The sequence below is a fragment of the Nocardioides sp. genome (assembly GCF_034670285.1).
Classification (GTDB): domain Bacteria; phylum Actinomycetota; class Actinomycetes; order Propionibacteriales; family Nocardioidaceae; genus Nocardioides.
The window spans coordinates 1-13,050 of sequence record NZ_JAXMNS010000045.1; the positions used below are offsets into that span (position 1 = coordinate 1).

Genomic DNA, 13,050 nt, shown 5'->3' on the forward strand with positions numbered 1-13,050 from the left:
GCAGGGCGAGCAGGTCGACGACGCTCTCCGGGCCGTCGCCGCCACCGGGCGTCAGCAGGCTGCGGTCGAGGCCGGCCGAGAACGTGGCCCCCTCCCCCTGCAGCACGACCACACGCACCTCGTCGGGGATCTCCTCGCCCAGCGCCGCGAGCGTGCGCCACATGGTGGGCGTCTGGGAGTTGCGCGAGGCCGGACGGTCGAGGGTGATCGTGGCGACCACGCCGTCGACCTCGTAGCGGAGACCGGCTGCAGCGAGCTGTTCAGGAGTCATGCTCGAAGTCTAGGGAGCCGCACCGACGCGCCGCCGTCCGCCCGGCCCCACCGTTGCGCGACCGTCGCGGCCGCCTGCCGGAGGCGTGCCGTTTGGTCCCAAACCACACGCCCCGTGCCCGAAATCGCGCCGTCTGGGACCAGACGACAACATTTCCCACGCCCGAACGTGCCCGGATCGGGCTAGGCCAGGGAGACCAGGTCGGCGTAGCCGTCGTTCCAGAGGTCCTCGTCGCCGTCGGGCAGCAGCAGCACGCGGTCGGGCTCGAGGGCACGCACGGCGCCCTCGTCGTGGGTCACCAGGATGATCGCGCCCTCATAGCTGCGGATGGCCTCGAGGACCTCCTCGCGTGACGCCGGGTCGAGGTTGTTGGTGGGCTCGTCGAGCAGGAGCACGTTGGCGCTCGAGACGACCAGCGACGCCAGCGCGAGCCGCGTCTTCTCACCGCCGGAGAGCACCGCGGCCGACTTGTTGGCGTCGTCGCCGGAGAAGAGGAACGAGCCCAGCACCGACCGGGCCTCGGTGTCGGTGAGCTGCGGTGCGGCGCTCTGCATGTTCTGCAGGACCGTGCGGCTGGTGTCGAGGGTCTCGTGCTCCTGGGCGTAGTAGCCCACCTTGAGCCCGTGACCGGGCTCGAGCCGACCGGTGTCGGGCTGGTCGACGCCGGCGAGGATGCGCAGCATCGTCGTCTTGCCCGCGCCGTTGAAGCCGAGAATGACGACCCGCGAGCCCTTGTCGATCGCCAGGTCGACGTCGGTGAAGACCTCGAGCGAGCCGTAGGACTTCGACAGCTCGGAGGCCATGAGCGGCGTCTTGCCGCACGGAGCCGGGGCGGGGAACTTGATCCGCGCGACCTTGTCGGCCTGCCGCTCACCCTCGAGGCCCGACATCATCTTCTCGGCCCGCTTGAGCATCGACTGGGCTGCCTGGGCCTTGGAGGCCTTGGCGCGCATCCGGTTGGCCTGGTCGGTGAGGGTCTTGGCCTTGGTCTCGGTGTTGGCGCGCTCGCGCTTGCGGCGCTTCTCGTCGGTCTCGCGCTGAGTCAGGTAGTTGTGCCAGCCCATGTTGTAGACGTCCATGACCATGCGGTTGGCGTCGAGGTGCATGACCTTGTTGACGGTCTCCTCGAGCAGGTCGTTGTCGTGGCTGATGATGATGAAGCCGCCCTTGTGCGACTTGAGGAACTGCCGCAGCCACACGATCGAGTCGATGTCGAGGTGGTTGGTCGGATCGTCGAGGATGAGCACCTCGGCGTCGGAGAAGAGGATGCGCGCGAGCTCGACCCGGCGGCGCTGACCACCGGAGAGCGTCTTGAGCTGCTGGTCGAGGATGCGGTTCTCGATGCCGAGGCTGGCCGCGATCGTGGCCGCCTCGGACTCGGCGGCGTAGCCACCGCCGGCCTGCATCTCCTCCTCGGCGCGGGTGTAGCGACGCATCGCCTTCTCCCGCGCCTTGCCGTCGTCGCTGCCCATGTCGTGCTCGGCCTGACGCAGCCGCCGTACGACGTCGTCCAGGCCCCGCGCGCCGAGGATCCGGTCACGGGCAAGCACCTCGGGGTCACCCGTGCGGGGATCCTGCGGCAGGTAGCCGACGGCGCCGTTGTTGACGACCGAGCCGCCGGCCGGCTGGGCCTCGCCGGCGAGGATCTTGGTCAGGGTGGTCTTGCCCGCGCCGTTGCGTCCGACCAGCCCGATCTTGTCCCCGGCCGCGACCCGGAAGGAGACGTCCTCCATCAGCAGGCGTGCGCCGGCTCGTACCTCGAGCTTGTGGGCGGTGATCATGGCGTGCGGAGATCTCTCTGTCGTGGCCGATCGGGCGGCATGGCTGAAGGCAGCTTTCGTGACCCCCGGAAGGCGACGCCGCGCTGATCGAGGGCGAACGGAACACCTCGATGAGCCCTAGTCTGTCAGCCATGCGATTCAACCCGAATTCCCGGCTCGACACCGGACGGGTGTCCGACGCAGGTCGCGGCGCGTCCCGCGGCCGCTCCGGGCGCCGTTCCAGCTCCTCGAAGGGCTTTCCGCTCCCTGGCGGCGCCGCCGGCGGCGGCAGCGTGATCGGCATCATCATCGCCGTCGTCGCCTTCGTCATCGCGACCCAGGGCGGGGGCTCGACCCTCCCCGAGATGGGTGGGGGCGCCGGTGGCGGCTACGACACGAGCGCCTTCTCCGACACGGGCCGCTACGCGGGTTGCCGCACCGGCGCTGACGCCAACGAGAGCACCGACTGCGCCCGGGTGGCCGTCGAGAACTCGCTGACGGACTTCTGGTCCGGCGAGCTCGAGTCGGGCTTCCGCCCCGTGCAGCGTCTGGTGACGTTCTCCGGCGGCATCGACACCGCATGTGGAGGGGCGACGTCCGACGTCGGTCCGTTCTACTGCTCGGCCGACGACTCGATCTACCTCGACGACGCGTTCTTCGACGACGTCCTCGCCGGCGCCCTCGACGGCCCGCGCGGCGCGTTCGTGGAGCCCTACGTGCTCGCTCACGAGTACGGCCACCACATCTCCAACCTCATCGGCACGCTCGGCCAGGTCACCGGCGAGACCGGCCCGCAGAGCAGCGGCGTCCGCCTCGAGCTGCAGGCCGACTGCTTCGCCGGCGTCTGGACCAAGCACGCCACCGAGACCGAGGACGCCGCCGGCAACGTGCTGCTGCTCGACCTCAGCCAGGACGACATCGACACCGCCCTCGAGGCCGCCAAGACCGTCGGCGACGACTACATTCAGAAGCAGAGCGGTGGCCGCGTCAACGAGGAGGTCTGGACCCACGGGTCCTCCGACCAGCGCCGCAAGTGGTTCATGATCGGCTACGACCAAGGCGGCATGGAAGCCTGCAACACGTTCGAGATCGACCGGGTCTGAGAGCTCGATCGGGTGGGAAAATCACCGCTCAAGTGGTGAAACTCCCGCTTCTGTCACGGAACTCCACACAACAAGCGGGAGTTCTGTCACAGCAGCCCGAGCGGTGGCGGCGCTACCAGCCCAACAACGCCTCGATCTGCGCGAACTGCCGTTGCAGCGTGCGCAGGTGCGGAGCCACAGCCGGGTGCCGGTACTTCGACGCCAGCGCGCCCTCGCCGGTGGCGACGCGCGCCAGCGCCCACTCCGCTCGGCCCAGGGCGGTGTAGACGGCGGTCACCTGGGCACCGAGCAGGATGTCGTCAAGCGCAGCGACCTCGGCGGGCAGCCCCATCAGGTAGGCGTCGAGCAGTGGCTCGAACTCCTCGCGCGCCCCGAGGGAGAAGAACCCGAGGTCGCCGCCCACCGGTCCGACGCCCAGGGTCGCCCAGTCGATCGCCAGGGCGTCCTCCCCACGTCGACCCGGCACGTTGGCCAGGGTCGGGTCGCCGTGCTGGGGCACCTGCGGCAAGGCGTCCAACGCGTCCAGGAAGGTCGTACGACGGTTCCACAGCGCGTCGGCGATGTCGGCGACCGTCGTCCGGGCCAGGGTCGGCCATCCCCCGGCGCGGTGGTCGGTGGCGGCCAGTCGCGACCGGAGCAGGCCGTGGGCCAGGAACGTCGGTCGGGCCATCGTGGAGCCGGCGAAGCGGCCCAGCGACATCGCCACGAACAGCCCCGTGACTGCAGCGTCCTCGACCCACTCGCGAGTGATCGTGATGCCCTCGGGGTCCTCCTCGATGCGTGCGGGCAGGGCGCACAGGCCGGTCGTGGTCGACGTGATTCCCGTGGCGAGGACGTCGGCCTCGCGGCGCCAGTAGGCGAAGTGGCGCGGGTCGCTGAGCTGGTCGGGGTCGTGCCGCGAGGGCGCGCACAGTCGCTTGATCACGACGGGGCTGTCACCGACCGCGGTGCGCCACACGCCGACCGTCGACGTACCAGCACCTCCGGGCAGCGCGACCCACCCGGGCTCGGGCTCCCACATGGGAGTGACGCTACGTCACCCGGGGTGCCAAGCGGTGCAGCTCGACGTCACTCAGCGCGCCGTCCCGGGCCGTGAGCGTGAGATAGGTGCAGTGCGGCTGGCGCCGACGATCGGTGGGCGACCCGGGGTTGAGCAGGCGCAGCCCACCGGGCGTGGTGGTGTCCCAGGGGATGTGGCTGTGGCCGAAGACCAGCACGTCGGTGTCGGGGTATGCCGCCTGGCACCGGGCCTCGCGCCCCTGCTTCTGCCCGGTCTCGTGCACCACGGCGAACCGGACCTCGTCGATCGTCGCCCTGGCGACCTCCGGCAGCCGCGCGCGCAGCTCGGCGCCGTCGTTGTTGCCCCAGCACGCCAACAGCCGTCGCGAGCGCTCCTCGAGCCGGTCGAGGGTCGCGACGTCGACCCAGTCGCCTGCGTGCACCACGACGTCAGCCGCATCGACCTGCTCCCAGACCTCGGCAGGCAGGTCGCGAGCACGCTTCGGCAGGTGCGTGTCGGCCAGGAGCAGCACCCGGGTCACGCGTTGACCACCTCGACCTGCAGCGCGCACGCGTCGGTGACGGCCTGCTCGAGCACCGACCGACGGGGGTCGGGCACCGCCAGCCACGGGCCGGTGACGCGCAGTCCACTCAGTCTCGGGTCACCCAGGGTCTCCTCCACGGCCGAGCGGTCGCCGCCGGTGACCACGGGCCCGCGGCATCCGCCGAGGATCCGTACGGCGTGCTCGGCGGCGGCCTCGTAGGCCTGACGGGCCTGGTTGTCCCGCCGCCGGGCGAAGCGCTGCTGGGACTGACCGCCCGCCTTCGTGCGGCCCTGCACGTGGCGCTGACCGGTCTTGGACTCCCCCGTCGTCAGGCCGGAGAGCCGCGCCATCGCGAAGCCGCCCTTGCGCACCAGCAGGACGCCCCAGTCGTCGGGCACCTCGGCGGCCTCAACGAGCTCGGCCGGGCTCGCGGCGCCGTCGTAGGGGAGGTCGAACGGCAGGCGAGCCGAGAAGTGCGACCCGTCGTCGGCTCGACCGACGAACGCACCGTCCTCCACGCCGTACTCCGTCGCGCCGTGACCGCGCTCGAAGTTCGCGCACCACCGCTCCCAGCGGACGGTCGGCACCAGGATGAGGCTCACGCAGCGAACCTACTGCGCGGGCGTGGTGGCACCGCGCGGGAGGTCGAGCGTCCAGTAGCGGCACTCGTCGCGCTCCTCGTGCTCGACGCCGCGCTCGTCGAGCCAGGTCGACTCCACGAGCGGAGCCAACGACGGATGACGCGCCCACCCGAGACGACGACACAGCGTCGCCAGCTCTTCGTCAGGGGCCGCGAGCGCGAGCCCCAGGGTTCGCCCACCCTGCTGCTGCGCCACTCCGGCCGCGGCCCCCATCAGGGCCGTGCCCACCCCGCGGTGTCGCGCGCGGTCGGCGACACCGAGCGCCGTCACCTCTGCGTGCGGCCCCAGGACGTCGATCGCGTCACCGTGCCGCGTGGCGGCCAGCAGCAGGACGTGTCCGACCACCTCGGCGCCGTCCCACGCGAGGAGGTAGGTCGCGGCGCGGTCCGCCTGCTGCTCCCACCGCGCGTGGTGCACGCGGTTGGGACCGCTGGGCAGGCCTCGTTCGGCAGCATTCGCATCCTCGACGCCGGAGCAGGGCCGCACCTCGACCGCGAGGTGGTCGCGTGCCAGGGACCGGTGGAACCACACCGTCTGCCAGTGCCACTCGGGCCCGCTCTCCCGCCACGTCTCCGACCAGCCGAGCGCTCGGTAGAAACCCAGCGCCTCGGGCTGGTGGTCGCCGACGTCGAGCATCAGGTCGGTCACCCCACGGCGGCGCGCGGCGGCCTCGAGCCCCTCCATCAACCGCCGCCCCACACCCGCCCGTCGTACGGCGGGGTGGACGCGCAGGCGCACGAGCCGACCGAGGTGCGGTCGCCCGCGGACGGGTCGGAGCCCTCCGACACCGACGAGGTGCCCGTCGCGGGTCGCGACCACGAGGTCGCCACCCGGCGCGAGCACCGTGGCGGCCGGGTCGACCAGGTCAGACGGACCCGACGGCGGGACGCGCCGTACCGGCAGCGGCACCGGGACGCTGTCGTCCTCGGTGACGCCGGAGTCGGGCAGGTGCGCGAGCGCCCACAGCGCCGGCAGGTCATCGGGCTCGAACGGACGGACCTCGATCATCGCCCTACCCTGACACCTGGTGGCCCGACGGCGCTAGGAACGAGGAGAACGCAGAACCTCAGCGGGACTCGCTCGCCGCGCGCCCGTAGGTCTCGTCCCGCCGTTGCGGGTTCGCAGGCTCACCCGCAGGCTTGCTCGACCTCTTCGGGTCGCATCCCCACTCGCTGCGCTCGTGGGGATGCGCCTCAGACGTTGAAACCGAGGGCGCGCAGCTGCTCGCGACCGTCGGGGGTGATCTTGTCGGGGCCCCACGGCGGCATCCAGACCCAGTTGATGGCGACGTCGTTGACGAGGCCCTCGAGGGCGGCGTTGGTCTGGTCCATGATCACGTCGGTGAGCGGGCAGGCCGCGGACGTGAGCGTCATGTCCAGCACGCAGTTGCTCGACTCGTCGAGGTGCACGTCGTAGACGAGACCGAGGTCGACGACGTTGATGCCGAGCTCGGGGTCGACGACGTCCTTCATCGCCTCGGTGACGTCGTCGGGCGTGACCGTCGCGGTGGCGGTGCCGCCGCCGGTCTCGGCCTGTCCGGCCTGGGCTTCGGGGACCTCGGGAAGGTCGGAGTGGTCAGCCATTGCTTTCCTCCTGCAGATCGTTCTGGGACTGTGCGGTGGCGTCTTTCCAAGCCATCCACGACAGTAGTGCGCACTTCACGCGCGCGGGAAACTTGGCGACGCCGGCGAAGGCGATGCCGTCCTCGATGACGTCCTCATCGGGCTCGACCTTCCCCTTGCCCTGCATCAGGGTGAGGAAGTTCTCGTGGATCGCCATCGCCTCGTCGACGGTCTTGCCGATGACGAGGTCGGCCATCACCGAGCAGGACGCCTGCGAGATCGAGCACCCGAGGGCGTCGTAGGAGACGTCGGCCACCCGGGCCACGCCGCCGTCGTCGACGAGGTGCACGCGCAGCGTGATCTCGTCGCCGCAGGTCGGGTTCACATGGTGGACCTCGGCCTCGTAGGGCTCACGAAGACCGGCGTGGAGGGGCTTCTTGTAGTGATCCAGGATGATCTCCTGGTAGAGGCTGTCCAGGTCCTGCTGCGGTGTGCTCGTCATGTCACTCAGCTCAGCTTGAAGTACGAACGGGTGTATTCCAGGGCCTCGACCATCGTGTCGATCTCGGCCGGGGTCGTGTAGAGGTAGCCCGAGACCCGCGTCGAGCTCTGCACGCCGAAGCGGGCGTGCGCCGGCTTGGCGCAGTGGTGCCCGGCGCGTACGGCGACGCCGCGCGAGTCGAGCACCTGGGCGATGTCGTGCGGGTGCACGTCCTCGATCTCGAACGAGATCGCTCCCCCACGCTCGGCGGGGTCCAGCGGCCCCATCACCCGGAGACCGGGGATGGTCGCCAGACCGTCGAGCGCGTAGGCGGTGATCGCGTGCTCGTGGGTGCGTACGGCGTCGAGCCCGAGGTCGGTGAGGTACTCCACGGCTGCTCCCAGCCCGATCGCCTCGATGATCGGCGGGGTGCCGGCCTCGAAGCGGTGCGGGATCGGCGCGTAGGTGGAGGACTCCATGCGCACGGTCTCGATCATCTCGCCACCGCCGAGGAACGGCGGCAGCTGCGAGAGCAGGTCGCCGCGTCCCCACAGGACGCCGATCCCCGTCGGGCCCACGACCTTGTGCCCGGTGAAGGCGATCAGGTCAGGCCGGTCGGAGGCCGGCATCGCAGCGAGGTCGATGGGCATCTGCGGCGCTGCCTGCGACGCGTCGACGACCACGATCGCGCCGACCTCGTGGGCACGGCGGGTGAGCTCGGCGACCGGGTTGATCGTGCCGAGCATGTTGGACACCCAGGTGAAGGAGACGACCTTGGTGCGCTCGGTGATCAGCTCGTCGATGTTGCTCAGGTCGAGGTGACCCTCGTCGGTCAGCCCGAACCACCGCAGCGTCGCGCCGGTGCGCTGGGTGAGCAGCTGCCACGGCACGATGTTGGAGTGGTGCTCCATCTCGGTGATGACCACCTCGTCACCCGCACCGACCGCGTGCTCGCCGGTCGCCCAGGACAGGGAGTTCGCCACCAGGTTGAGCGCCTCGGAGGCGTTCTTGGTGAAGATCACCTCGTCGCGGCTCGGCGCGCCGATGAATGCGGCCACCTTGTCGCGCGCACCCTCGAACGCCTCGGTCGACTCGGCGCCGAGCTGGTGCATGGCGCGCGAGATGTTCGCGTTGTGACGCTCGAGGTGGTCGACCATCGTGTCGATGACGACCTGCGGCTTCTGCGAGGTGTTCGCGCTGTCGAGGTAGACCAACGGCACCCCGCCCGCGAGCGTGCGCTCGAGGATGGGGAAGTCCTTGCGGACGATCTCCAGCTGGGGCAGCAGGCCTTCCAACATCGGGTTCTCCTTCATCGACGGGCGGGCGGGGGTGACCGGGACAGTCGTACGACGGCGCGGCGCGGGTGCGCCGTGCGCGTCAGCAGGCTCAGCCTGCAGCAGCAGCGGCCTTGAGGTACTTGTCGTAACCGTTGGCCTCGAGCTGCTCGGCGAGCTCGGGGCCGCCCTGCTCGGCGATCTTGCCGTCGACGAAGACGTGCACGAAGTCGGGCTCGATGTAGCGCAGGATGCGGGTGTAGTGCGTGATCAGCAGCACGCCCTTGCCGTCCTGGTGACGGAAGCGGTTGACGCCCTCCGAGACGATCTTGAGCGCGTCGATGTCGAGGCCGGAGTCGGTCTCGTCGAGGATCGCCATCTTCGGGTCGAGCAGCTCGAGCTGGGCGATCTCGTGGCGCTTCTTCTCGCCGCCGGAGAAGCCCTCGTTGACCGAGCGGGTGCCGAACGACGGGTCGAGGTTGAGGCGCTCGAGGCCGGCGTTGACGTCCTTGACCCAGGTGCGGAGCTTGGGGGCCTCGCCGTCGATGGCGGTCTTCGCGGTGCGCAGGAAGTTCGACACCGAGACGCCGGGGACCTCGACGGGGTACTGCATGGCGAGGAACAGGCCGGCGCGGGCGCGCTCGTCGACGCTCATCGCGAGGACGTCCTCACCGTCGAGGGTCACGGTGCCCCCGGTGATGTCGTACTTGGGGTGGCCGGCGATGGAGTAGGCCAGCGTCGACTTGCCCGAGCCGTTGGGGCCCATGATGGCGTGCGTCTCGCCGTCCTTGATGGTCAGCGTGACGCCCTTGAGGATCTCCTTGGGGCCGTCGTCGGTGCTGACCGAGACCTGCAGGTCCTTGATCACCAGTTCGCTCATGAGGGGGTAACTCCGTTCAGGGTGGTGGCGGTGTCGACGTAGACACCGTCGTCGCGGACCTCGACAGGGAAGGTCGCGACAGGTTCGGTGGCGGGCAGGCCGGTCGGCTTGCCCGTGCGGAGGTCGAATCGGGAGCCGTGCAGCCAGCACTCGACAGCGCAGTTCTCGACCTCTCCCTCGCTCAGCGAGACAGCAGCGTGGCTGCAGAGGTCCTGGAGGGCGTAGAACTTCTCGCCGTCCGCGCCCACGTGCTTGGCCAGGGCGACGTCGTAGTCACCGACGGTGACGCCGAGCGCCTCGTCGGCGGTGACGTCGCCCGGGGCGCACACGAGCTCGAAGGCCATCAGTCGGCCTTCAGGACGTTCTTGGCGAGCTCGTCCTCGACGGTCGAGGTCAGCTGCTCCTCGAGCGAGGGGACGCCGACGCGACGGATGAGGTCGTCGAAGAAGCCGTGGAGCACGAGGCGACGTGCCTCCTTCTCCGACACCCCGCGCGAGCGGAGGTAGAAGAGCTGCTCGTCATCGAAGCGGGCCGTGGCCGAGGCGTGCCCGGCACCCTCGATCTCTCCGGTCTCGATCTCCAGGTTCGGGACCGAGTCGGCCTGGCAGCCGTCGGTGAGCACGAGGTTGCGGTTCTCCTCGTAGGTCTCGATGCCTTCGGCGACCTTGCGGATCAGCACGTTCCCGATCCACACGGTGTGGGCCTTCTCGCCCTGCAACGCACCCTTGTAGAGCACGTTGCTCTTGGTCTTGGGCTGGTTGTGGTCGGCGAAGAGCCGGTGCTCGAGGTGCTGGCCGGCGTCGGCGAAGTAGAGGCCGAGGAGCTCCGCGGAGCCACCGGGGCCGGCGTACTCGACGTTGGCGTTGAGCCGCACCACGTCACCACCGAAGCTGATGGCGGTGTGGCGCACCGTGGCGTCACGGCCGACGAGGATCGCGTCGCGACCGAGGTGGACGGCGTCGTCGTTCCAGTCCTGGAGCGAGACGACGTTGACGTCGGCGCCGTCGCCGACCAGCACGCTGGTCGTCGCGCTGTAGCGCGCCGAGCCGGAGTGCGTCAGGACGATCGTCGCCTTGGCGAAGCGACCCACGCGCAGGACCAGGTGGCCCCACACGAGGTCGTCGAGCGACTCGCCGGTGAGCCGGATGACGATCGGCTCGGCGATCTCGGCCTCGGCCGGGACGTCGAGCAGCATCGCGCCGCCACCGTTCTCGACCGCGAGGGCCGACGCACGGTCGTTCGGGGCGAGCTCGCCCATCTCGCGGGCTTCGGCAGCGGTGATCCGCTCCAGGGTGACGCCCTCGGGCAGGGTGGTGTCCCACGTCAACGAGGCGTCGGACGCCTCGCCGTCGAGGATCCCACCCAGCCGCTTGAGCGGGGTGAAGCGCCAGATCTCCTCGCGCCCGGTGGGCAGCGGGTGGTCGGCGAGGTCGTACGAGGGCGGCGGGTTGAGGTGGGACACGTTCAGGTGTCCGTCCTTGCCGTGCGCGGAGCCCTGCTCGAGCGCGGACTCCACGCTCTCGCGGGCAGCATCAGTCACAGTCACTACGGGTGTCTTCCTAGCGTCGGTGGTCGCGCGGTGCGCGACCCACGTGTGGGTGGGAGGTGCCGGCGATCAGCCGACAGCGCCTTCCATCTGGAGCTCGATGAGGCGGTTGAGCTCGAGGGCGTACTCCATCGGCAGCTCCTTGGCGATCGGCTCGACGAAGCCACGCACGATCATCGCCATCGCCTCGTCCTCGGCCATGCCGCGCGACATCAGGTAGAACAGCTGGTCGTCGGAGACCTTCGAGACGCTGGCCTCGTGACCCATCGAGACGTCGTCCTCGCGGATGTCGACGTACGGGTAGGTGTCGGAGCGGCTGATCTGGTCGACCAGCAGCGCGTCGCAGAGCACGTTGGACTTCGAGCCGTGCGCGCCCTCGTTGACCTGGATCAGGCCGCGGTAGGACGTACGGCCGCCGCCGCGAGCCACCGACTTCGACAGGATCGAGGAGGAGGTGTTGGGCGCCGCGTGCACCATCTTGGCGCCGGCGTCCTGGTGCTGACCCTCGCCCGCGAAGGCGATCGACAGGGTCTCGCCCTTGGCGTGCTCGCCCATCAGGTAGACGGCCGGGTACTTCATCGTCACCTTGGAGCCGATGTTGCCGTCGACCCACTCCATCGTGGCGCCGGCCTCGCAGACGGCGCGCTTGGTGACGAGGTTGTAGACGTTGTTCGACCAGTTCTGGATGGTCGTGTAACGGCAGCGACCACCCTTCTTGACGATGATCTCGACGACCGCGGAGTGCAGCGAGTCAGACGAGTAGATCGGGGCGGTGCAGCCCTCGACGTAGTGCACGTAGGCACCCTCGTCGACGATAATCAGCGTGCGCTCGAACTGACCCATGTTCTCGGTGTTGATCCGGAAGTAGGCCTGGAGCGGGATGTCGACGTGGACGCCCTTGGGCACGTAGATGAACGAGCCACCCGACCACACGGCGGTGTTGAGCGCGGAGAACTTGTTGTCGCCGGTCGGGATGACCGTGCCGAAGTACTCCTTGAACAGCTCGGGCTGCTCCTTCAGGGCGGTGTCGGTGTCGAGGAAGAGCACGCCCTGCTCCTCGAGGTCCTCACGGATCGAGTGGTAGACGACCTCGGACTCGTACTGGGCGGCGACGCCCGAGACGAGGCGCTGCTTCTCCGCCTCCGGGATGCCGAGGCGGTCGTAGGTGTTCTTGATCTCCTCGGGGAGGTCGTCCCACGTGGCGGCCTGCTTCTCGGAGGAGCGCACGAAGTACTTGATGTTGTCGAAGTCGATGCCGCCGAGGTCGGAGCCCCAGGTGGGCATGGGCTTGCGACCGAAGAGCTTGTGGCCCTTGAGGCGCATGTCGAGCATCCACTGCGGCTCGGACTTCTTCGCGGAGATGTCGCGCACGACCTCTTCGCTGAGGCCGCGCTTGGCGGTGGCGCCCGCGGTGTCGGTGTCACTCCAACCGAACTCGTAGCGGCCGATGCCCTCGAGCTCGGGGTTGCGCTCGTCGATGGTCGTCATCAGCTGACCTGCTCCTTCAGCGTTTTCGGGTGGGTCGACCGAGCCGCAGCTGCGGCCGGCCCGTTGGGGATGCATGTGGTGCAGACGCCGTCGCCGTGGGCGATCGTCGCCAGTCGCTGCACGTGGCGGTCGAGGACCCGGGCGATTGCCTCGGTCTCGGCCTCGCACAGCTGGGGGAACTCGTGGGCCACCGACGACACGGGGCAGTGCTGCTGGCACAGCTGGTCGCCGACCGGCGACTCACGGACGCCAGCGGCGTACCCCTCGTCGGTGAAGACCCGGGCCAGGACCTGGACAGGTCCGAGATCGGGGTGCTCGGCGGCCACGGTGTCGAAACGGTCCTCGACGAACGCGACCCGCCGCTGCGCGAATTAGCGCACGGCTTGCTCGCCACCGGTCTCGGCGACGAAGCGCAGAGCCTGGACGGCGAGGTCGTCGTACTGCTTCTCGAAGCCTTCGCGACCCGACTGGGTGAGCGCGAAGGCCTTGGCCGGACGGCC

15 protein-coding genes are annotated in these 13,050 nt (G+C 69.7%); 1 reads left to right on the forward strand and 14 read right to left on the reverse strand.

Features of this window, described 5'->3' with window-relative positions; genetic code table 11:
• On the reverse strand, nt 1–271 hold a 271-nt coding region (locus tag VOI19_RS03745; RefSeq protein ID WP_323791614.1), incomplete at its 3' end, for an enoyl-CoA hydratase/isomerase family protein.
• 182 nt (nt 272–453) lie between these two features.
• Entirely contained in the window at nt 454–2,052 is a 1,599-nt protein-coding gene (locus tag VOI19_RS19355) for an ABC-F family ATP-binding cassette domain-containing protein (RefSeq protein ID WP_416366316.1), read from the reverse strand.
• A 131-nt stretch (nt 2,053–2,183) separates the two neighbouring features.
• On the opposite strand from VOI19_RS19355, the gene VOI19_RS03760 reads away from it, so the two are divergent.
• Nucleotides 2,184–3,134, forward strand: a complete 951-nt coding sequence (locus VOI19_RS03760) for a neutral zinc metallopeptidase (protein WP_323791615.1) — start codon at nt 2,184–2,186, stop codon at nt 3,132–3,134.
• Nucleotides 3,135–3,246: 112 nt separating this feature from the next.
• Here VOI19_RS03760 and VOI19_RS03765 read toward each other — a convergent pair whose 3' ends face one another.
• The 12 genes from VOI19_RS03765 to VOI19_RS03820 all read right to left on the reverse strand — a co-directional run bounded on the left by VOI19_RS03765 (nt 3,247) and on the right by VOI19_RS03820 (nt 12,876).
• Entirely contained in the window at nt 3,247–4,155 is a 909-nt protein-coding gene (locus VOI19_RS03765) for a phosphotransferase (protein WP_323791616.1), read from the reverse strand.
• Between the two features lie 10 nt (nt 4,156–4,165).
• Nucleotides 4,166–4,675: a metallophosphoesterase gene (locus VOI19_RS03770; protein ID WP_323791617.1), complete on the reverse strand. Its 510-nt coding sequence runs from the start codon at nt 4,673–4,675 to the stop codon at nt 4,166–4,168.
• Entirely contained in the window at nt 4,672–5,280 is a 609-nt protein-coding gene (locus VOI19_RS03775) for an acVLRF1 family peptidyl-tRNA hydrolase (protein ID WP_323791618.1), read from the reverse strand. The genes VOI19_RS03770 and VOI19_RS03775 overlap by 4 nt, the downstream gene beginning before the upstream one ends.
• A gap of 9 nt (nt 5,281–5,289) precedes the next feature.
• Entirely contained in the window at nt 5,290–6,327 is a 1,038-nt protein-coding gene (locus VOI19_RS03780; protein ID WP_323791619.1) for a GNAT family N-acetyltransferase, read from the reverse strand.
• Between the two features lie 185 nt (nt 6,328–6,512).
• Nucleotides 6,513–6,902 (reverse strand): metal-sulfur cluster assembly factor, encoded by a 390-nt coding sequence (locus tag VOI19_RS03785; RefSeq protein WP_323791620.1) that lies wholly within the window; start codon nt 6,900–6,902, stop codon nt 6,513–6,515.
• On the reverse strand, nt 6,895–7,383 hold the full coding sequence (gene sufU, locus VOI19_RS03790) for a Fe-S cluster assembly sulfur transfer protein SufU (RefSeq protein ID WP_323791621.1): 489 nt from the start codon (nt 7,381–7,383) through the stop codon (nt 6,895–6,897). Before sufU ends, VOI19_RS03785 begins: the two co-directional genes overlap by 8 nt.
• Nucleotides 7,384–7,388: 5 nt before the next feature.
• The gene (locus tag VOI19_RS03795; RefSeq protein ID WP_416366317.1) at nt 7,389–8,660 is read right to left on the reverse strand and encodes a cysteine desulfurase; all 1,272 of its coding nucleotides are present in this window, start codon (nt 8,658–8,660) and stop codon (nt 7,389–7,391) included.
• A gap of 88 nt (nt 8,661–8,748) precedes the next feature.
• Nucleotides 8,749–9,516: a Fe-S cluster assembly ATPase SufC gene (gene sufC, locus VOI19_RS03800; RefSeq protein WP_323791622.1), complete on the reverse strand. Its 768-nt coding sequence runs from the start codon at nt 9,514–9,516 to the stop codon at nt 8,749–8,751.
• Nucleotides 9,513–9,860, reverse strand: coding sequence for a non-heme iron oxygenase ferredoxin subunit (locus VOI19_RS03805; protein ID WP_323791623.1), 348 nt, complete (start codon nt 9,858–9,860; stop codon nt 9,513–9,515). The genes sufC and VOI19_RS03805 overlap by 4 nt, the downstream gene beginning before the upstream one ends.
• Nucleotides 9,860–11,062: a Fe-S cluster assembly protein SufD gene (gene sufD, locus VOI19_RS03810; RefSeq protein WP_323791624.1), complete on the reverse strand. Its 1,203-nt coding sequence runs from the start codon at nt 11,060–11,062 to the stop codon at nt 9,860–9,862. The genes VOI19_RS03805 and sufD overlap by 1 nt, the downstream gene beginning before the upstream one ends.
• A gap of 69 nt (nt 11,063–11,131) precedes the next feature.
• Nucleotides 11,132–12,550 carry a Fe-S cluster assembly protein SufB gene (sufB, locus tag VOI19_RS03815; RefSeq protein WP_323791625.1) on the reverse strand — a complete coding sequence of 473 codons (1,419 nt, stop codon included), beginning with the start codon at nt 12,548–12,550 and terminating at the stop codon, nt 11,132–11,134.
• Nucleotides 12,550–12,876: a hypothetical protein gene (locus VOI19_RS03820; RefSeq protein ID WP_323791626.1), complete on the reverse strand. Its 327-nt coding sequence runs from the start codon at nt 12,874–12,876 to the stop codon at nt 12,550–12,552. The genes sufB and VOI19_RS03820 overlap by 1 nt, the downstream gene beginning before the upstream one ends.
• Between the last annotated feature and the right edge of the window lie 174 nt (nt 12,877–13,050).